The 19,249-nt window shown below is 72.9% G+C and carries 17 protein-coding genes; 10 read left to right on the forward strand and 7 right to left on the reverse strand.

The window, feature by feature from the left end; genetic code table 11:
• Positions 1-32: 32 nt before the first annotated feature.
• The 5 genes from CEB94_RS36115 to CEB94_RS36135 are packed head-to-tail and all read left to right on the forward strand — an operon-like array spanning position 33 to position 4,255.
• The gene (locus tag CEB94_RS36115) at positions 33-1,367 is read left to right on the forward strand and encodes an L-fuconate dehydratase (protein ID WP_175436153.1); all 1,335 of its coding nucleotides are present in this window, start codon (positions 33-35) and stop codon (positions 1,365-1,367) included.
• The gene (locus CEB94_RS36120) at positions 1,364-2,119 is read left to right on the forward strand and encodes an SDR family NAD(P)-dependent oxidoreductase (protein ID WP_175436154.1); all 756 of its coding nucleotides are present in this window, start codon (positions 1,364-1,366) and stop codon (positions 2,117-2,119) included. The genes CEB94_RS36115 and CEB94_RS36120 overlap by 4 nt, the downstream gene beginning before the upstream one ends.
• A complete protein-coding gene (locus CEB94_RS36125; protein WP_175436155.1) occupies positions 2,116-3,111 on the forward strand; it encodes an aldo/keto reductase in 996 nt (331 codons plus the stop codon). Before CEB94_RS36120 ends, CEB94_RS36125 begins: the two co-directional genes overlap by 4 nt.
• Positions 3,108-3,425, forward strand: a complete 318-nt coding sequence (locus CEB94_RS36130; protein ID WP_175436156.1) for an L-rhamnose mutarotase — start codon at positions 3,108-3,110, stop codon at positions 3,423-3,425. The genes CEB94_RS36125 and CEB94_RS36130 overlap by 4 nt, the downstream gene beginning before the upstream one ends.
• Entirely contained in the window at positions 3,422-4,255 is an 834-nt protein-coding gene (locus CEB94_RS36135; RefSeq protein WP_175436157.1) for an amidohydrolase family protein, read from the forward strand. The genes CEB94_RS36130 and CEB94_RS36135 overlap by 4 nt, the downstream gene beginning before the upstream one ends.
• Here CEB94_RS36135 and CEB94_RS36140 read toward each other — a convergent pair.
• Positions 4,243-5,664 carry a lipase maturation factor family protein gene (locus CEB94_RS36140; protein WP_175437312.1) on the reverse strand — a complete coding sequence of 474 codons (1,422 nt, stop codon included), beginning with the start codon at positions 5,662-5,664 and terminating at the stop codon, positions 4,243-4,245. The two genes, CEB94_RS36135 and CEB94_RS36140, sit on opposite strands and share 13 nt — an antisense overlap.
• A 143-nt stretch (positions 5,665-5,807) precedes the next feature.
• On the opposite strand from CEB94_RS36140, the gene CEB94_RS36145 reads away from it, so the two are divergent.
• From CEB94_RS36145 to CEB94_RS36155, 3 genes are all read left to right on the forward strand, one after another.
• Positions 5,808-6,947: a DUF6777 domain-containing protein gene (locus CEB94_RS36145; protein WP_175436158.1), complete on the forward strand. Its 1,140-nt coding sequence runs from the start codon at positions 5,808-5,810 to the stop codon at positions 6,945-6,947.
• Positions 6,948-7,024: 77 nt separating this feature from the next.
• Positions 7,025-9,112 (forward strand): SpoIIE family protein phosphatase, encoded by a 2,088-nt coding sequence (locus CEB94_RS36150; protein ID WP_175436159.1) that lies wholly within the window; start codon positions 7,025-7,027, stop codon positions 9,110-9,112.
• A gap of 22 nt (positions 9,113-9,134) precedes the next feature.
• Positions 9,135-9,998 (forward strand): Fpg/Nei family DNA glycosylase, encoded by an 864-nt coding sequence (locus CEB94_RS36155; RefSeq protein WP_175436160.1) that lies wholly within the window; start codon positions 9,135-9,137, stop codon positions 9,996-9,998.
• A gap of 12 nt (positions 9,999-10,010) precedes the next feature.
• On the opposite strand, the gene CEB94_RS36160 is transcribed toward CEB94_RS36155, so the two are convergent.
• The 4 genes from CEB94_RS36160 to CEB94_RS36175 all read right to left on the reverse strand — a co-directional run bounded on the left by CEB94_RS36160 (position 10,011) and on the right by CEB94_RS36175 (position 13,300).
• The gene (locus tag CEB94_RS36160; RefSeq protein WP_175436161.1) at positions 10,011-11,192 is read right to left on the reverse strand and encodes a PP2C family protein-serine/threonine phosphatase; all 1,182 of its coding nucleotides are present in this window, start codon (positions 11,190-11,192) and stop codon (positions 10,011-10,013) included.
• Between the two features lie 91 nt (positions 11,193-11,283).
• Positions 11,284-11,937 (reverse strand): zf-HC2 domain-containing protein, encoded by a 654-nt coding sequence (locus CEB94_RS36165; RefSeq protein ID WP_175436162.1) that lies wholly within the window; start codon positions 11,935-11,937, stop codon positions 11,284-11,286.
• 151 nt (positions 11,938-12,088) lie between these two features.
• Positions 12,089-12,601: a hypothetical protein gene (locus tag CEB94_RS36170; RefSeq protein ID WP_175436163.1), complete on the reverse strand. Its 513-nt coding sequence runs from the start codon at positions 12,599-12,601 to the stop codon at positions 12,089-12,091.
• A 153-nt stretch (positions 12,602-12,754) separates the two neighbouring features.
• Positions 12,755-13,300: a sigma-70 family RNA polymerase sigma factor gene (locus CEB94_RS36175; protein WP_175436164.1), complete on the reverse strand. Its 546-nt coding sequence runs from the start codon at positions 13,298-13,300 to the stop codon at positions 12,755-12,757.
• A gap of 221 nt (positions 13,301-13,521) precedes the next feature.
• On the opposite strand from CEB94_RS36175, the gene CEB94_RS36180 reads away from it, so the two are divergent.
• Positions 13,522-14,676 carry a CapA family protein gene (locus CEB94_RS36180; RefSeq protein WP_175436165.1) on the forward strand — a complete coding sequence of 385 codons (1,155 nt, stop codon included), beginning with the start codon at positions 13,522-13,524 and terminating at the stop codon, positions 14,674-14,676.
• 100 nt (positions 14,677-14,776) lie between these two features.
• Here the strand turns inward: CEB94_RS36180 and CEB94_RS36185 are convergent, their stop codons facing one another.
• A complete protein-coding gene (locus CEB94_RS36185; protein ID WP_175436166.1) occupies positions 14,777-15,214 on the reverse strand; it encodes a pyridoxamine 5'-phosphate oxidase family protein in 438 nt (145 codons plus the stop codon).
• Positions 15,215-15,382: 168 nt separating this feature from the next.
• Positions 15,383-15,844 carry a universal stress protein gene (locus CEB94_RS36190; protein ID WP_175436167.1) on the reverse strand — a complete coding sequence of 154 codons (462 nt, stop codon included), beginning with the start codon at positions 15,842-15,844 and terminating at the stop codon, positions 15,383-15,385.
• Positions 15,845-15,937: 93 nt separating this feature from the next.
• Here CEB94_RS36190 and lysX point away from each other — a divergent pair, with 93 nt between their 5' ends.
• On the forward strand, positions 15,938-19,222 hold the full coding sequence (gene lysX, locus CEB94_RS36195) for a bifunctional lysylphosphatidylglycerol synthetase/lysine--tRNA ligase LysX (protein ID WP_175436168.1): 3,285 nt from the start codon (positions 15,938-15,940) through the stop codon (positions 19,220-19,222).
• Positions 19,223-19,249: the final 27 nt, after the last annotated feature.

The raw sequence follows: 19,249 nt of genomic DNA on the forward strand, positions 1-19,249 counted from the left end.
CCCGCCCCCGCACCCGACCCGAAAGGACCTCCGTGTCCCCGACGCCCGCCCGCATCACCGCGGTCGACACCCACGACATCCGTTTCCCCACCTCGCGCGAGCTCGACGGCTCCGACGCGATGAACCCGGACCCCGACTACTCGGCGGCCTACGTCGTCCTGCGCACGGACGCGGCCGACGGGCACGAGGGGCACGGATTCGCCTTCACCATCGGGCGGGGCAACGAGGTGCAGGTCGCCGCGATCGACGCGCTGCGCGGACACCTGGTCGGCCGTGACCTGGACGAGCTGTGCGCCGACCCCTCCCTCCTCAACCGCGACCTGATCGGCGACAGTCAGCTGCGCTGGCTCGGACCCGAGAAGGGCGTGATGCACATGGCGATCGGCGCCGTCGTCAACGCCGTGTGGGACCTGGCCGCCAAGCGCGCCGGCCTGCCGCTGTGGCGGCTGCTCGCCGAGGCCGAACCCGAATGGCTCGTACGCCAGGTCGACTTCCGCTACCTCACCGACGCCCTCACCCCCGAGGAGGCCCTGACCCTGCTGCGCCAGGGCCGGAAGGGCGCCGAGGAGCGCACCGCCCGCCTGATGGAGCGCGGCTACCCCGCTTACACCACCTCGCCCGGCTGGCTCGGCTACGACGACGAGAAACTGACCCGGCTCGCGGCCGAGGCCGTCGCCGACGGCTTCCGGCAGATCAAACTCAAGGTCGGCGCCGACCTCGACGACGACATCCGCCGCTGCCGCGTGGCGCGTTCGGTCATCGGCCCCGACCTCCGCATGGCCGTCGACGCCAACCAGCGCTGGGACGTCGACGAGGCGATCCGCTGGACCAAGGCCCTCGCCGAGTTCGACCCGTACTGGATCGAGGAGCCCACCAGCCCCGACGACATCCTCGGCCACGCGGCGATCCGGCGGGCCGTCGCCCCCGTGAAGGTCGCCACGGGCGAGCACGCGCAGAACCGGATCGTCTTCAAGCAGCTCCTCCAGGCGGGCGCACTCGACATCGTCCAGATCGACGCGGCCCGCGTCGGCGGCGTCCCCGAGAACCTCGCGATCCTGCTGCTCGCCGCCAAGTTCGGCGTACCGGTCTGCCCACACGCGGGCGGCGTCGGCCTGTGCGAACTCGTCCAGCACCTGTCGATGTTCGACTACGTGGCCCTCACCGGCACCACCGAGGACCGCGTCATCGAGTACGTCGACCATCTGCACGACCACTTCCTCGACCCGGTGGTGATCCGTGAAGGTCACTACACGGCACCCACCGCGCCGGGCTTCTCGGCGGCCATGCGGCCCGAGTCGCTGGCGCGGTACACCTACCCGGGCGGCGAGTTCTGGGCCGCCGACCTCCGGAAGGGGCAGGTTTCATGAGCGACTTCAAGGGTCTGAAGGCCCTGGTGACGGGCGGCGCCTCCGGCATCGGCCGGGCCACCGCCGACCTCCTGGCCGAGCGCGGCGCCCGGGTCGCCGTCCTCGACCTGGACCCGTCGCCGGTCGACAAGCCACTCCTCGGCCACCGCGCGGACGTCACCGACGACGCGTCCGTGCGTGAGGCGGTCGCGGCGGCGGTCGCCGACCTGGGCGGTCTGGACGTTCTGATCAACAACGCCGGTATCGGCGCCCAGGGCACCGTCGAGGACAACCCCGACGACGAATGGCACCGCGTCTACGACGTCAACGTCGTCGGCATGGTCCGCACCACCCGCGCCTGCCTGCCCCACCTGCGCGCCTCCGCGCACGCGGCGATCGTCAACACCTGCTCCATCGCCGCCACCGCGGGCCTGCCGCAGCGCACCCTGTACAGCGCCACGAAGGGCGCGGTGTACTCCCTCACCCTCGCCATGGCCGCCGACCACGTCCGCGAGGGCATCCGCGTCAACTGCGTCAACCCGGGCACCGTCGACACCCCGTGGGTCGGCCGCCTCCTGGACGCCGCGCCCGACCCGGCCGCCGAACGCGCCGCCCTGGAAGCCCGCCAGCCCACCGGCCGACTGGTCTCCCCGGCCGAGGTCGCGGGTGCCATCGCCTACCTGGCGAGCCCCCTGGCCGGTGCCACCACCGGCACCGCGCTCGCCGTCGACGGCGGCATGCAGGGCCTGCGGCTGCGCCCGGTGGCCCGGTGAACCGGCTCGGCCGCAGCGCCGTCGAGGTCAGCGCCCTGTCCTTCGGCGCCGCCGCCATCGGCAACCTGTACACGGAGGTCGGCGAGGAACAGGCGCACGAGGCCGTGGAGGCCGCCTGGCAGCGGGGCATCCGTTACTTCGACACCGCCCCGCACTACGGCCTCGGCCTGTCCGAACGCCGCCTCGGCGCCGCCCTGCGCGACCGGCCCCGCGACCGGTACACCGTCTCCACCAAGGTGGGCCGCCGCCTGGAACCCACGGACGGCACCGGCGACGACCTGGCGGGCGGCTTCGCCGTGCCCGCGACCCACCGCCGGGTGTGGGACTTCAGCGCCGACGGCATCCGCCGCACCCTGGAGTCCAGCCTGGAACGCCTCGGCCTCGACCGGGTCGACGTCGTCTACCTCCACGACCCCGACGAGCACGCCGAAGCGGCCTTCAGGGAGGGATACCCGGCGCTGGAGAAGCTCCGTTCCGAGGGTGTGGTCGGCGCGATCGGCGCCGGGATGAACCAGGCGGAGATGCTCACCCGCTTCGTCCGGGACACCGACGTCGACGTGGTGCTGTGCGCCGGCCGCTACACCCTGCTCGACCAGAGCGCCCTCGCCGACCTGCTGCCCGCGGCCCACGAACGCGGCACGTCCGTCGTCATCGGCGGCGCCTTCAACTCCGGTCTGCTGGCCAACCCCGAGCCCGGGGCGAGGTACAACTACACCGTCGCCCCCTCCGAACTGGTCGACCGTGCCCTGCGACTGAAGTCCGTCGCCGACCGTCACGGCACCACGCTGCGTGCCGCCGCCCTGGCCTTCTGCGCCGCCCACCCGGCCGTAGCCAGCGTCCTCGTCGGGGCCCGCTCGGCGCACGAAGTGCGCGACTGCGCCCACCAGTTCGCCGCCCGGATGCCCGCCGCGTTCTGGCAGGACCTGCGGGCGAAGGGTCTGCTGCCCACCGAGGCACCCGTTCCCGGCGAGGCGCCGAAGGAGCCGTCATGAGGGTCGCCCTGCACACCAAGGTCCGCGCCGACCGCATCGCCGCGTACGAGGCCGCCCACCGCGAGGTCCCCGAGGAGCTCGTCCACGCCATCCGCGCCGCCGGCGCCGTCTCCTGGACGATCTGGCGCAGTGGGACGGATCTGTTCCACGTCCTGGAGTGCGACGACTACGCCCGTCTCCTGGCCGAACTGGAGAAGCTGCCGGTCAACGTCGCCTGGCAGGCCCGCATGGCCGAGCTGCTGGACGCCGTGCACGACTACTCCGGCGAAGGCGCGGACGCCGGCCTGCCCGTCGTCTGGGAGCTGCCGTCATGACCGTCGTCGACGCCCACCACCACCTGTGGAACCTGTCCGTCCGCGACCAGGACTGGATCACCGGCCCGGAACTCGCCCCGCTGCGCCGCGACTTCACCATGAGGGACCTCGAACCCGAGGCAAGAGCCGCCGGAGTGACCCGCACGGTCCTCGTCCAGACGGTCACCGTGCCCGAGGAGACCCCCGAGTTCCTGGCCCTGGCCGACGCACACGACCTGATCGCGGGCGTCGTCGGCTGGACCGACCTCACCCGCCCCGACATCGCCGACGACCTCGCCCGGCTGCGGGAACTTCCCGGCGGCCGGTACCTCAAGGGCATCCGCCACCAGGTACAGGGCGAACCCGACCCGGACTGGCTGCTCCGCCCGGACGTACACCGCGGACTGGCCGCCGTCGCCGACGCCGGACTCGTCTACGACCTGGTGGTAGTCCCGCACCAACTGCCCGCCTGCGTCAAGGCCGCCGCCTCCCTGCCCGGCCTCACCTTCGTCCTCGACCACCTGGGCAAACCGCCCGTCGCCTCCGGCGCCCTCGAACCCTGGGCGTCCGGCCTGCGCGCCCTCGCCGCCCTGCCCAACACGGTCGCCAAACTGTCCGGCCTGGTCACCGAGGCCGACCTCGCCTCCTGGACCGTCGAGGACCTGCGCCCCTACGCCGACGTGGCCCTGGAGGCCTTCGGGCCCGGCCGGCTGATGTACGGCTCGGACTGGCCGGTGTCCACCCTCGGCGCGACGTACGGCGACATCCTGCGGTCCACGCGCCGGCTGACCGACCCGCACGATCACGCGCAGATCTTCACAACCACCGCCACCCGCGTCTACGGCCTCTGAACCGGCTCCGCCAGCCGCGTCGGCGGCAGGTACTCCCGTACGAACGTCCGCTCCCAGCACGCGCCCGTCTCCCGTAGCTCGCGCCACGTCGTGTAGCGGTAGCGGAACAGACGGGCGCGCACGTACCGCGGGGGTTCGTCCGGCGGGAACGGCGAGCGGCGCAGCAGCTTCAGGGTGTCCCGGTCGTTCTCCAGCAGCCGCTCCACCAGCGTGCCGAACCAGGGTTCGGCGTAGGCGGGGGAGAGGGCCGCGAACCACATCAGCCAGTCGAGCCGCAGATGGTAGGGCGCGAACTGACGCGGCCAGCGCCGGGGATCGCCCGGCTTGCCCTTGAACTCGTACTCCCGCCAGCCCGAGTCGGCACGCGGTACGTCGTCCGAGGTGCCCTCCACCACCACCTCGTACCGCACCCGGCTCACACTGCCGAACGCCCCGTAGGTGTTGACCAGGTGGAGCGGGTCGAAGGAGCGGTTCATGACCTGGCGGCGGGAGAGCATGTTGCGGACCGGCCGGTAACCGAGGCCCACCAGCAGCGCGGACACCGCCAGCACCACCACGACGTACCAGAGCGGGGCGTCGGGCACGTCCGGCGCATCGGCCGGGAAGCGCAGCGCCGACAGCGCCAGCACGATCGTGATCCAGTTCAGCCAGGAGAAGTTGCCCGACAGCACCAGCCACAGCTGGGTGACGATCATCAGCGACGCTGCGGCCGTGGCGACGGGCTGCGGGGCGAACAGCAGGAACGGCACCACGAGCTGGGTGACATGGTTCGCGGCCACCTCGACGCGGTGCAGGGGCCTGGGCAGATGGTGGAAGAACCAGCTCAGCGGGCCCGGCATCGGCTGGGTCTCGTGATGGTGGTCCAGACAGGTGAGCTTCCGCCAGCACGCGTCGCCGCGCATCTTGATCAGCCCCGCGCCGAACTCCACGCGGAACAGGATCCACCGCAGCAGGAACAGCACCACGACCGGCGGCCCCACCTCGTCGTTGCCGAGGAACACGGCGAGGAAACCGACCTCCAGCAGCAGTGACTCCCAGCCGAACGAGTACCAGGTCTGCCCGACGTTGACGATCGACAGGTAGAGCATCCAGGGCACCAGCCACAGCAGCATGCCGCCCCACAGCGGCAGCAGCGAGTCCAGCCCGGCCAGCAGCGCCGCCGAGACCGCGCAGCCCGCCCAGGCGCAGAGCGCGAAGAAGCGATCCGAGTAATGCAGCTGGAACAGGCTCGGCGCCCGCCTGAACGGCACCCGCTCCACGAAACGCGGCACCGGCAGCATGCCGCGCCGCCCGATCAGCGCGCGGAACTGGAGCGCCGCCGTCAGGAACGCCACCAGATACATGGCGGCCAGCGCCCGCTGGAAGACCAGGCGGGTCAGCCAGTAGTCGGATGCGGTGAACCACTCCACGGCCGTGCGGTCCTCCTCCCGGTCGGCGCCCGACCCGGTTGTCACGCTCCGTGTACCGCCGCTCCGGTTGCGTGACCCAGGTGAGCGAAGCAAACAATAGTGACGAGTTGCCCGCAACGGGCCGAGGTGAGCGGGAGGACGAGGTGCGGACACCCACCGGAACCTTCGTCCTGGCCTGCGTCCTTTCGGCGGCGCTCCTCCTCTCGGGCTGCGGCGGCGGCACGACCGGCCACGGCGACGACGCCGGCACCCGGGGAGAACTCTTCCTCCAGCCCGCCGCCGCCCCGGGCCCCGACCCCTTCACGGACTCCACTGCCCTCACGGCGGCTACCCCGTCCCTCGCCCCGCGAACGCCGGGTGGCACCGACCGGGCCTTCCCCGCCTCGCGCGGGCCGCGCTCCCTCTCCGGCGGAACGCCCGGCCTGTACGGCGGCACCGAGCGGACCGGCAGCTGTGACATCGGCCGGCAGATCGGCCATCTCACCCGCGACCCGGCCAGGGGCCGCGCCTTCGCCAGGGTCGCGGGCATCTCCCCGGCGTCCGTCCCCGACCACGTGCGCGCACTGACCCCTGTCGTGCTGCGCGCCGACACCCGCGTCACCGGCCACGGCTTCCGGGCCGGACGGATCACCCACTACCAGTCCGTCCTCCAGGCCGGAACCGCCGTCCTGGTCGACGACCGGGGCATGCCGCGTGTCCGCTGCGCCTGCGGCAACCCGCTCCGCCCGCCGGCGGCGCTGCGCGGCACCCCGGTCACCCGAGGCACCCCCTGGCCCGGCTACCGCCCCGGCGAGGTGATCGTCGTGACCCCCGCACCGCGGGGCGTCACCGACTTCACGATCATCGACCTCACCACCCGGACCTGGATCGAACGCCGCCCCGGCCACGACGTACGCCACGACCGGGCCCTGCCTCCTCCGGTCTGGACGACCGCACCCCCCGAGCCGTCCCGGCCGCCGTCCCCGCCCCTGCGGCAGACCCCTGCCGTCCCGCTCCCGGACCCGGGCACCGCCCAGCCCTGGGACGCCCCGGCCGACGTGGATCTCCAGGACACGGACACGGGCACGGACCCGGGCGCGGACCCGGCCCTGCCCCCGGCCGACGAGACGGCCCCGCTCCCCGACCAGCCGGCCGCCCCCGAGGAGGAGCCCGGCGGCCCGGACGAGGTCGGCCCCGGCACCGTCCCGGACAACCCCGATCCGCCCGACGGAGCCGGGCTGATTCCCGATGACCGGGCCGCCGACCGCATCCCCGGCAGCCCCACAGGCGTCTTCATCAACTGAGGGCCGATCCGGCGGAGCGGCTCGTACACTCGGCACATCTGGTCGAAGAATCGGACGAATCCTGGCAAGGTGGGCCCATGGCTGATCGGGGAGCGAGCGCCCTGTCCCTCCCGGACGACTGGCCCGCCCACCCGGACCCGATCCTCGCGCTCAACCGGATGGGCAGCTTCGACTGGGATCTGGACACCGGCCTGATGCAGATGGACGCCCAGGCCCACGAAGTCTTCGACATGCGTCCCGACGAGTACGACGACCACCCCGAGACCCTCGCCAAGCGCGTCCCGCCCGACGAGTCCCGGCGCCTGGACACCGCGGTCTCCCAGGCCCTGAAGGACGGCAGCGAGAACTACGGCGCCTACTTCCGCATCCGCCGCCGCGACGGCACCCTGCGCTGGACCCACACTCAGGGCTACATCCGGCGCGACGACACCGGACGCCCCCGCCGCATCATCGGCATCATCCGGGACGCCACCCGGGAACTCGGCGAGAGCGACGCCCGCCGCGACCAGGCCGCCAAGGACGAGGCCCGCCGGGAGCAGACCAGCGTCGTCGAACTCACCACGGCCGCGCTCGCCCACGCCCGCACCGTCCAGGACGTCATCGACGTCCTCAAGGACACCCACGGCCTGGTCCACCTGGGCGCCACCAGCCTCGTCATGGGCCTGGTCGAGGCCGGCCGTATCCGCCTGGTCGCCGAGGGCCCCTCGGACAGCTTCGTGCCCGGCACCCGCGTCACACGGATCGACGAGCCCTACCCGATGAGCGAGGCGGTACGGACCCTCGGCCCGTGCTTCATCGAGTCACCGCAGGAGTTCGCCGAGCGCTACCCGATCCTGTGGCCGCACATCACCGACCTCGACATCACCTCGGCCGCCTATCTGCCGCTCATCGTCCAGGCCAGGCCGATCGGCGCGATGGGTCTGCTCTACAGCGACCGGCACGGGTTCACGCCCGAGGAGCGCAACATCCTCGTCGCCCTCGGCAGCAGCATCGCGCAGAGCCTGCAGCGGGCCATGTTCTACGAGCAGGAGATGGACCTCGCGCAGGGCCTCCAGCAGGCCATGCTGCCCCGGACCATCCCGAGCGTGCCCGGCGCCGACGTCGCCGTGCGCTACCGCGCCGCCACCATCGGGGGCACTGTCGGCCGGGACATCGGCGGCGACTGGTACGACCTGATCCCGCTGCCCGGCGGCCGCGTCGGCGCCGTCATCGGCGACGTCCAGGGCCACGACACCCACGCGGCCGCCGTCATGGGCCAGTTGCGCATCGTCCTGCGCGCCTACGCCGCCGAGGGGCACCCCCCGGCCACCGTCATGGCCCGGGCCTCCGTCTTCCTGCACGAACTCGACACCGACCGCTCCGCGACCTGCCTCTACGCCGAGGCCGACCTGTCCACCGGCGTGCTCCAGATGGTCCGGGCCGGCCACATCGACCCGCTCGTGCGGCACCCCGACGGCTCCTGCCGCCGGGTCACCGTCCCGGGCGGTCTGCCGCTCGGCCTGTCCGCCGAGTTCGGCCGGCTCGACTACCCGGTGGGCACCATGGAGCTCGACCCCGGCGACACCCTGCTGCTGTGCACCGACGGCCTGGTCGAGCAGCCCGGCGCCGATCTCGACGACGGCATGCGCACCCTCACCGCGCTCGTCGACACCGGCCCCGACGACGTACGGGACCTCGCCGACCGGCTCATCGACGTGGCCGCCGAGCGCGGCGGCGACGACGACGTGGCGCTGCTCCTGCTGCGCCGGCGCGGTCCCGACGGCCCGCAGTCCGGCCGCCGGCTCCAGCGGCACGTGGCCCCCGGTGACCCCGGGGCCCTCGCCGAGGCCCGGCACATGATCCGCACCGCGGTCGCCGGCTGGGGAGCGGGCGACCGCGCCGACGAGATCGAACTGGTCGCCGACGAGCTGATCACGAACGCCCTGATGCACACCGAGGGCTCCGCCGTCCTCACCCTGCGGGCCTTCACCGGCTCCGAGCGCCGGCTGCGCGTCGAGGTCGAGGACTCCTCCAGCGCCCTGCCGCGCCGCCGCGAGGCGGGCGACTCGGGCGTCTCCGGGCGGGGCCTGCTCCTGGTCGAGCTGCTCACCGACGTATGGGGCGTGGAGGCCCGGGGCGGTGGCAAGGCCGTGTGGTGCGAGTTCGTGGTGCCCGGCCGCGGCTGACCGCGCGTGGCACTCTGGACCTATGCCGGAACTCCCCGAGGTCGAGGCGCTCAAGGACTTCCTGACCGAGCACCTCGTCGGCCACGAGATCGTACGGGTGCTGCCCGTCGCGATCAGCGTCCTGAAGACGTACGAACCGCCCCTGTCCGCGCTGGAGGGCCACGAGGTCGCCGCCGTACGCCGGTACGGCAAGTTCCTCGACCTGGAGACCGCGGACGGCCCGCATCTCGTGGCGCACCTGGCCCGCGCGGGCTGGCTGCACTGGAAGGACCGCCTTCCCGACGGCCCGCCCCGCCCCGGCAAGGGCCCCCTCGCGCTGCGGGTGGCCCTGGAGACCGGCGCCGGTTTCGACCTGACCGAGGCCGGCACCCAGAAGCGGCTCGCGGTGTACGTCGTGGGCGATCCGCGAGAGGTCCCGGGCGTGGCCCGGCTCGGCCCGGACCCGCTCGCCGACGACTTCGACGAGCGGCGCCTCGCGGAACTCCTGGCCGGTGAACGGCGGCAGCTCAAGGGCGCGTTGCGGGACCAGAGCCTGATCGCAGGCGTGGGCAACGCCTACAGCGACGAGATCCTGCACGCGGCGAGGATGTCGCCCTTCAAGCTGGCGGCGTCCCTGAGCGAGGAGGAGACCGGGCGGCTGTACGCGGCCCTGCGCGACACGCTCACCGAGGCGGTCGAACGCTCCCGCGGCGTGGCGGCCGGGCGGCTGAAGGCCGAGAAGAAGAGCGGACTGCGCGTCCACGGCCGCACCGGCGAGCCCTGCCCGGTGTGCGGCGACACCGTCCGCGAGGTGTCCTTCGCCGACTCCTCGCTCCAGTACTGCCCGACCTGCCAGACGGGCGGCAAGCCGCTGGCGGACCGCAGGATGTCCCGGCTGCTGAAGTGACCCGGACCCGCGTCACCGTGGGGGCGGTGTCCACTCGAACATCAGGATGGTCGCGTCGTCCCGCAGCCGGCTGGTGGAGGAGTCGAGGATGGAGTGGATGAGGCGCCGCAGTGTCTCGGACGCCAGCTCACCGGCGGCCGTCGCCCGGATGATGTAGTCGGCGAACTGCTCCAGGCCGAACTCCCCGCCGTCCTCGGACCGCGCCTCGGTGACCCCGTCGGTGTACATCAGCACCCGGTCGCCGGGCTTCAACGCGATCTCGTGCACCGGCCGCCTGCGTCCGGCGAGCAGGGACGGCAGGCCCATCGGCGGGTCCGGCTCGCGCAGCATGGCGTCGACGAGCAGCCGCCGGTCACGGATCACGAGCGGGGTCGGATGACCGCAGTTGGTCCATCGCAGCACTCCCGAGACCAGGTCCAGCTGGGCCAGGACGCCCGTGCAGAACTGGTCGGGAAGCCACTGCGCCAGCGCGTCGTCGACGCCCTGCACCAGCTCCGGCAAATCCGCGCCGGTCCGCCGGGCGTTGCGGCACGCCGCCAGCGACACGGCCGTGGTGAGCCCGGAGGCCAGGTCGTGGCCCATGGCGTCGAGGACCGTGGCGTGCAGGGTCGTCTCGGTCAGTGAGTGGTCGAAGGCGTCCCCGCCGATCTCGTAGGCCGGTTCCAGCACGGCCGTGGACACGACGTGGGCGGTGCCGATCGTGCGGGGCGGCAGGAAGGCGCGCAGCATCTCGGCCGGCAGGCGCATCCGGTGCATGCGCGTGCGCCGGACGAAGGAGTCCTCGTACGCCCGGCTGGACGTGATCATCATCGCGATCAGCGTGGCGAGGGCCCGGCCGCTGTGCAGGACGGCCGGCGTCAGCGCGGGCGCGTGCACGGCGAGGACGCCGAGGCGTTCCGCGCCGTCCACCAGGGGCAGCCAGGCGGTCATGCCGCCGGACTCGGACTCCGCCACGCGCAGCGACTGGGTGCGGTAGGTCCAGCCCGCGAGTGAGTCGTCGACGAGGAGGGACGAGGTGACGTCGGTGAGCGGCACGAGCCGGCGTTGCTGGATGTCGGCCAGGTAGACCACGGAGTGCGGGATCCCCAGGGCCTTGGTGCAGCAGGCCGCGGCGGTGGTCAGGTCCAGCGCCGCGGTCCCCGGGTCGGCGAGGAACTCCTCCAGACGACCGTCGCCGGTCTCCGCCGTCGCCACTTCGTCTCCCCTCGCGTGCTGTCCGGGTGCGTCGTCCAGCAGTCTCACACCGGGGCGCTGCCGGCGCCCGGCGGCAGGGGCACACGGATGGTCAGCTCGGCTGGAGTCTCCACAGGACCTCGCCGGCCGCGGAGCGGATCTCGTAGCGGGCGATCTCCTCCGGATGCATGGAGGAGCTGGCCATCATCGTGTCGGGGTGGTCGTCGTGACCGGGCCCGTGCCAGCTGGTCGCGGTCTCCTCGGTGCCGTCGCGTCCGACGATCACCAGGTGGCAGGCGCGCGGAGCCGAGGCGTCCTTCACCTTCAGCTCGACCTGGCTGCCCGAGGCCTCGTCCTCCGTCGTGACCTGCGCCCACACGCCCGTGCGCGTGTCGGTCGCCGCGACCGTCAGCGGCCCCTCGGCGCTGCCCTCGGCCATCATCGCGATGCCCGGTACGGACGCCGCGAAGACCACCGAGGCGGCCAAGGCGAACAGCAGACGCCTGCGTCCGGTCCGGCGCCGGGCCGCCACCTCGGCCAGCAGCCCGTCCAGCATGCGCGGCCCGGGCTGCGCCATCGGGTGCACGAACCGGGGCGTCGATCGCCGGTACAGCATCAACTGCCGTGCGGTCGGGCCGAATTCCGTCACCTCTGCGGCGCACCGAGGGCACTCCATGAGGTGGTCCTCGAAGCGGAAGGCCTCCGCCTCGTCCAGCACGCCGAGCGCGTAGGCCGCGACGTCGCGATGCCTCTCCAGGGACCTCATGCCGAATCCTCGTGCCGTTGGGTGCGGGTGGGGTTACTCCTTGCTCCCACCGGTACGGACCAGGCAGCTGAATCACTCAAGCCGGTGACACAATCGCAACCAAAGGATTCGGAGCCCTCCGGCCCCCGGATTGGTCGGGGGCCGCGGAAATCTAAAAAAGATGGATCGCGAGGTGTCCCAGCGGCAGTCCGAGCTGCCAGGCGGGCGTCCAGACCTTCGGCCCCTCGTCCTCCCCGACCACCGGAGCGCCCCCCGGCACCGCGTTCAGATCGGGCGCGAGCAGCTCCGTCTCCTGCAGCCAGCGCCAGGCCTCGTCCGCGAGGGCCAGGTCCGGCGCGGGCCGGCCCGACCGCGCGGCGCCGGCGGCCACCTCGGCCAGCCGCTCGCGCACCCACTCCTGCCACGGCTGGTCGTACGCGGTCAGCGACAGCCACGTCTCCAGCTGGGTGACGACCCGGATGCCGGACAGCTCCCCGTCGGTGTCGGAGAGGAAGATGGTCAGCGCCAGGGCATCCCGCCCGGCGCGGAACTCGAAGGACGTCGGCGGCATCAGATCGCCGGTCCGCAACAGCTCGTCGGCGATGTACTCGGCGTACAACCACGCCATGGGGACGGTCAGTTCGCCGTCGGCACCGTCCGTGCTCCCCTGCTCTTCGTCCAGCATCCCTTCCTGCCTTCCTCCGGTACGCGCGCGTTGCCCGACACCGGGCCCCCGGGGACGCTGACGGCCCCCTCCGGAACACGGATGAGAACAGCCGATTACTCAACCGGGGTCATCGGCAAGGCGCTTTACGGAGGCTTGACCCATCCATGGGTTTCACCGCAGGTCGGTGGCGTATCCCGGAAGCACCCTGCGCAGGGCACGCAGCGCGTAGTACGCGCGGGACTTCACGGTACCGGGCGGGATCCCGAGGGCCGCCGCGGCTTCCGCCACACTCGCCCCCTGGAAGTACACGAGCACCAGGACTTCACGGTGCTGGGGAGTGAGTGTCTTCACAGCCTGGCGGACGTCGAGCATCGCCGCGGCCCGCTCGGCGTGGTCGGAGATGACCCGCGCGCTCTCCAGCACCGCGTCGCCGACCTCGGCCGGACGGGCCTGGCGGGCACGCCGTGCGTCGATCGCGAGCCGCCGCGCGACGGTCATCAGCCAGGGCCGTACGGAGTCGAAGTCGTCGGCGCGCAGAGCCTCGGGATGCTGCCAGGCGCGCACCAGGGTCTCCTGGACCAGGTCCTCCGCGCGCTGCCGGTCGCCGTCGCAGAGCCGGAGCAGCAACGCGAAGAGGGGCCGGCCGTGCTCCCGCTGCAGTGCGGCGAGCTCGTGCTCGGCGGTGGTTCCGTTCGTGAGAGTGGATCCGGCCGTCATGGCCGTATGCCACCGCAGGGCGCGGCCCGGGCACAGGGCACGCACCCGGCTGTGCGGCGGACGGTCGATCGCGTCGACGAACGGTTCGACGAACGGTCGGGTGCCCGGCCATGTGGGTGCCGGAGGGGCTGATGAGCGTGTCGGAGCCGCGTGGGGCGCCGCGAGCCTTCTTTCCTGATTGTGCGTAAATACGACCACAACGCCCACAGTGGGGTGAATGCATGCTCGCACGCAGTCGACAGATCGCCCTGGCCCTGACCGTCGTCCTCGCCGCAGGCGCCGCCTGCCAGGCCCGCGGCCACGAGAAGCCCGACCGTGGACGCCCGGCACCGGCCGCCGCCGGGCCCCGCGGGTTCACACTGGTCGCCTCCGGCGACGTCCTCCCGCACAGCACGATCATCGACCGGGCCCGCTTCGACGCCGGTGGCACCGGCTACGACTTCCGGCCGATGCTCGCCGGGATCCGCTCCGTCGTCTCCCGCGCCGACGTGTCCCTGTGCCACATGGAGACCGTCTACGGCGCGGACGGCGTCTACACCGGCTACCCCACCTTCAAGTCCCCGCCCGAGGTGGCCCGGGCCCTCGCCGCCACCGGCTACGACGGCTGCTCCACCGCCTCCAACCACACCCTGGACGACGGCGCCGACGGCATCCGCCGCACCCTCGACGCCCTCGACCGCGCGGGCGTCCGGCACGCCGGATCGGCACGCACCGAGCAGGAGGCCCGCACGACGACGGTCCTCCGGGCGGGCCCGGCCGAGGTCGCCCACCTCGCCTACACCTACGACACCAACGGCTTCCCGCTCCCGGACGGGCAGCCCTGGGCCGTCAACCTCATCGACGAGGCCAGGATCCTCGAGGACGCCCGGGCCGCGCGCCGGGCGGGCGCCGACGTGGTCGTGGTCTCCGTGCACTGGGGCACCGAGTGGCAGGACGCCCCCGACGACCGGCAGTTGACCCTGGCCCGGACCCTCACCGCCGCACGCACCGAGGGCCGACCCGACATCGACCTCGTCCTCGGCACCCACGCGCACGTCCCGCAGGCCTACGAGAAGGTCAACGGCACCTGGGTCGTCTACGGCATGGGCGACCAGATCGCCGGCTTGATGACCAACCACGAGGGCGCCAAGGACCCGCGGGGCAACCAGTCCACCCTCGGCCGCTTCACCTTCGCCCCGCCCGCACGCCCGGGCGGCCGCTGGGAGGTGACGAAGGCGGAGTTCGTCCCGCAGCTGTTCGACGTCGACGCCGGCCGGGTCGTGAACCTCAACCGGGCCATCGCCCAGGGCGCCGACGTGCGGGCCGTCCGCGACCGCATCCGCGACGTCGTGCTCAGCCGCGGCGCGGCCGGGGACGGACTGGTGATGGGGGAGTAGCGCCTGCCGCCCTCGGGACGAGCCCGGCGAACTCGGCGCGGGGCAGGGCGGCGACGGCACCCGCGATGCTGTCACGGCCCCGGCGCGGACCGGTGGCCTCTCAGGGGGCCACGGTGTAACTCAGGTCGTGCGCCACGAGCGACACCGGCTCCATCCGAAGCCACACCGTCCCGCGCCGCGCCGGGTCGTCGTGGAGGTAGCGCACGAACCGCTCGTCCCACCGCTCCTCGTCCGCCCCCAGGTAGCGGACGAGCTTGCGCCGCCCCCGCGCCACGTCGAACGGCAGCAGCTCGGCACGGCCCCGGGCGATCACCTGCCGCACCAGCCCGGTCGCCGGCTCGCACTCGTCCACGACCAGCGCGACCTCGGGATCGGCCCGCACCCGGTCCAGGAGGCGTGCCCAGGGCCCGGTCAGGACCCAGAAGGCACCCTCCTCCCAGAGGAACCACACGGGCCGGACCGTCGGCCCGTTCGTGGCCAGGCGCGCGGTGAGCGGCCGGCGCAGGAAGGCGTCCACATCGAAGGCGTCAGAAGTCACCGCAGCATCCTCGGGCACTGGCGAACCCCGTGCCCACCGACCGGAGACCTAGGTCCCCTGCGGCACCACCGTGCCGACCGGAGACCTGGCTCCCCTACGGCACCACCGTGCCGACCGGAGTCCTGGGTCCCCTGCGGCACCACCGTGCCGACCGGAGACCTGGCTCCCCTACGGCACCACCGTCACCGGCCAGCGCCCCGCCTTCACCAGGCGGACCGCCACCGAGCCGACGATGCGGTGGCCCGCCTGCTCCGAGGCGCCCACGACCACCGCGTCCGCCCTGAGTTCGTCGGCCGCCGTCACCAGGCCGTTGTACGGGTCGCCGCGGAACGTGTGGAACTCCCAGCGGACCTCGAATATCCCCTTGAGCCGCTCGGCCGCGTCCCGGATCTGCGCCACCAGGTCCTCGGCGATCTCGTCCGTCGTCTCGGCCACCGGCGCCCCCAGCGCCGCGCCCGCCGCCAGCACCGGCTGCACGTACACCACGGCGAGCAGCGCGTGCTGCCGCCGGGCCAGGCCACCGGCGTAGGCCGCCGCCCGCAGGGAGGAGTCGGAGCCGTCCACCCCGACCACGATCACCTTGGGCCCGTCAGTGCCCCGCTCGAACCGATGGGCGTGCTGTTCCGTCACGCCGCGAGGCTATCTGAACCCCCTGGCCCGCCCGCCCGCCGGGCGGGAGCGCTCGACGGGCGAGGAGGCGCGGGTGTTCCTAGAGTCGAAAGCATGAGCGTCATCGCGGACACCGAGAGGGCCGAGGACACCTCAGGCGCGATACGGCCGCCCCACCGGGCGCACGGTTTGCTCAGCCGGGTACCCGAGGGATTCGCCGTCTTCTTCGGGGCCCTCGGTCTGCTCTGCGCCCTGCTGGCGCTGATCCCTCCGCTGCGCACCGGGCTGCGCCCCCTCGTCCGCTTCCTGGACCTGCTGCTCGTCCCGGTCAGCGCCAACCTCGCCTACGCCGTCTTCCTGTTCCTGCTCGCCGCCGCGACCGGCGCCCGCAAGAAGATCGCCTGGTGGCTGGTCGTCGTCTACCTGGGCCTGCTGGTCCTGACCGACATCCTCGGCATGGCCGTCGGCGAGTTCGCCGAGTCCGTCCCCTCCTTCGTGGTGTGCGGCCTCGCCCTGGTCCTGATGATCATCGCCCGCAAGGAGTTCTACGCCGCATCCCGCCGGGCCGCCGTACGCCGGGCCCTCGCCGTCCTGGTGGCCGGCCTGGTCGTCGCGATCCTGGCCGGATGGGCCCTGGTGGAGGCCTTCCCGGGCACCCTGCCCAGCGGCGAACGGCTGGCCTGGGCGGCGAACCGGGTCTGCGGCGGTCTCGTCCCCGCCGGGAGCTTCGACGGCCGCCCGCCGCACGCCCTGTTCTTCCTGCTCGGCCTGTTCGGCGCGCTCGCCCTGCTCAACGCCGCCGCCACCCTGTTCCGCTCCCAGCGCCTGGAAGCCGCCCTGCACGACGACGAGGAGGCCCGCATCCGCGCCCTCCTCGGCCGCTACGGCGACCAGGACTCGCTCGGCTACTTCGCCACCCGCCGCGACAAGGCCGCCGTCTTCTCACCCAGCGGCAAGGCCGCCGTCACCTACCGCGTCGAGGCCGGGGTGTGCCTGGCCAGCGGCGACCCGGTGGGCGACCGGGAGGCCTGGCCGCACGCGATCGCCGCCTGGCAGGACGTGGCCCGCCGCCACGCCTGGGTCCCGGCCGTGATGGGCGCCTCCGAGGAGGGCGCCCGGGCCTTCGTCCGCGCCGGGCTCGGCGCGCTCCAGCTCGGCGACGAGGCGATCCTGCACGTCCTCGACTTCGACCTCGACGGCCGCGACATGCGCGTCACCCGCCAGGCCGTCAACCGGGTCCGCCGCACCGGCGGCACCTGCCGCGTCCGCCGCCACTCCACCCTCTCCGAGGAGGAGATGCGGCAGCTCGTCGAACGGGCCGACGCCTGGCGCGACACCGAGACCGAGCGCGGCTTCTCCATGGCCCTGGACCGTCTCGGCGACCCCGCCGACGGCGACTGCCTCCTCGCCGAGGCCCTCGACCAGGACGGCCGGCTCCTCGCCATCCAGTCCTTCGTGCCCTGGGGCAAGGACGGTGTCTCCCTGGACCTGATGCGCCGTGACCGCACCGCTCCCAACGGCGTCATGGAGTTCATGGTCGCCGAACTGTGCGCCGCCGCCCCGAAACTGGGCGTGCGCAAGGTCTCGCTGAACTTCGCCGTGTTCCGCTCCGTGTTCGAGGAGGGCGCACGCATCGGCGCGGGACCGGTGCTCCGTCTCTGGCGCCGCCTGCTGCTGTTCTTCTCCAAGTGGTGGCAACTGGAGGCCCTGTACCGCTCCAACGCCAAGTACCACCCCGAGTGGTACCCCCGCTTCCTCTGCTACGCCGAGGCCGCCTCCCTCGCCCGGGTCGGCCTCGCCTCCGGCATCGCCGAGGGCTTCGTCTCCGTACCGTCCATGCGCAAACTCTGGGGAAAAGGGCACCCGAAGGGCGGGCAGCGGCCCGCCACCACGGAGGGGCTGCCGTCGTTGGCGGCGCTCGGCCTCGCCGGAGGGGACGGGACCGAGCCCGCCGACCCCCTCTCCGGCCTGTCCGACCAGGTCCGCGTCCGGCACCACAAGCTCGACCGGCTGCGCGCCGACGGCACCGACCCCTACCCGGTGGGCATCCCGGCCCGCACCCACACCCTCGCCGAGGTACGGCCGGGCCAGCAGGTCACCGTCGCCGGCCGGATCATGCTGGTCCGCGACTTCGGCGGCATCGTCTTCGCCGTCCTGCGCGACTGGTCCGGCGACCACCAACTCGCCCTCACCCGCGACCGCTCCGGCCCCGCCCTGGACCGCTTCACCGCCGACACCGACATCGGCGACCACATCACCGCCACCGGCCGGGCGGGCGTCAGCGACAAGGGCGAACCGACCGTCTTCGTCACCTCCTGGCAGCTCACCGGCAAGTGCCTGCGCCCCCTGCCCGACAAGCGCCGGGGCCTCGCCGACCCCGAGGCCAAGATCCGCCGCCGCTACCTCGACCTGGTCGCGAGCCCCGACGCCCGCGAGGTGATCCGCGCCCGCTCCACCGCCGTCCAGGCCCTGCGCCAGGGCCTGCTGGAACGCGGCTACCTCGAGGTCGAGACGCCGATGCTCCAGCAGATCCACGGCGGCGCCAACGCCCGCCCCTTCACCACCCACATCAACGCCTACGACCTCGACCTCTACCTGCGCATCGCACCCGAGCTGTATCTGAAGCGGCTGTGCGTCGGCGGTCTGGAGAAGGTCTTCGAGCTGGGCCGCACCTTCCGCAACGAGGGCGTCTCCTACAAGCACAACCCCGAGTTCACGATGCTGGAGGCCTACCAGGCCTTCGCCGACTACGACGTGATGCTCGACCTCGTCCGCGAACTCGTCCAGGGCGCCGCGACCGCCGCCTTCGGCAGGCCCGTCGCCCACAAGGACGGCAAGGAGTACGACATCTCCGGCCAATGGCCCGTCAAGACCGTCTACGGCGCCATCGGCGAGGCCCTCGGCGAGGAGATCCACCCCGGCACCGAGCTGCCCGAGCTGCTCCGCCTCTGCGACCGCGCCGGTGTGCCGTACACCGCCGACGACGGCCATGGCGACGTCGTCCTGGAGATGTACGAGCGGCTCGTCGAGGAGAGGACCCAGCTGCCCACCTTCTACAAGGACTTCCCGACGGACGTCTCCCCTCTCACCCGGCAGCACCGCACCGACCCGCGCCTCGCCGAACGCTGGGACCTCGTCGCCTTCGGCACCGAGCTCGGCACCGCCTACTCGGAGCTCACCGACCCCGTGGAGCAGCGCCGCCGCCTCACCGCCCAGTCCCTGCTCGCCGCCGGGGGCGACCCCGAGGCGATGGAACTCGACGAGGACTTCCTCGACGCCCTCGAATACGCCATGCCACCCACAGGCGGCCTCGGCATCGGCGTCGACCGGCTGGTCATGTTCCTCACCGGACTGACGATCCGCGAGACCCTGCCCTTCCCCCTGGTGCGCCGCCGCTGACCCACCTGCGTGGGCCGAACGGGTGAA

The organism is Streptomyces hawaiiensis (assembly GCF_004803895.1).
GTDB classification, from domain to species: Bacteria; Actinomycetota; Actinomycetes; order Streptomycetales; family Streptomycetaceae; genus Streptomyces; species Streptomyces hawaiiensis.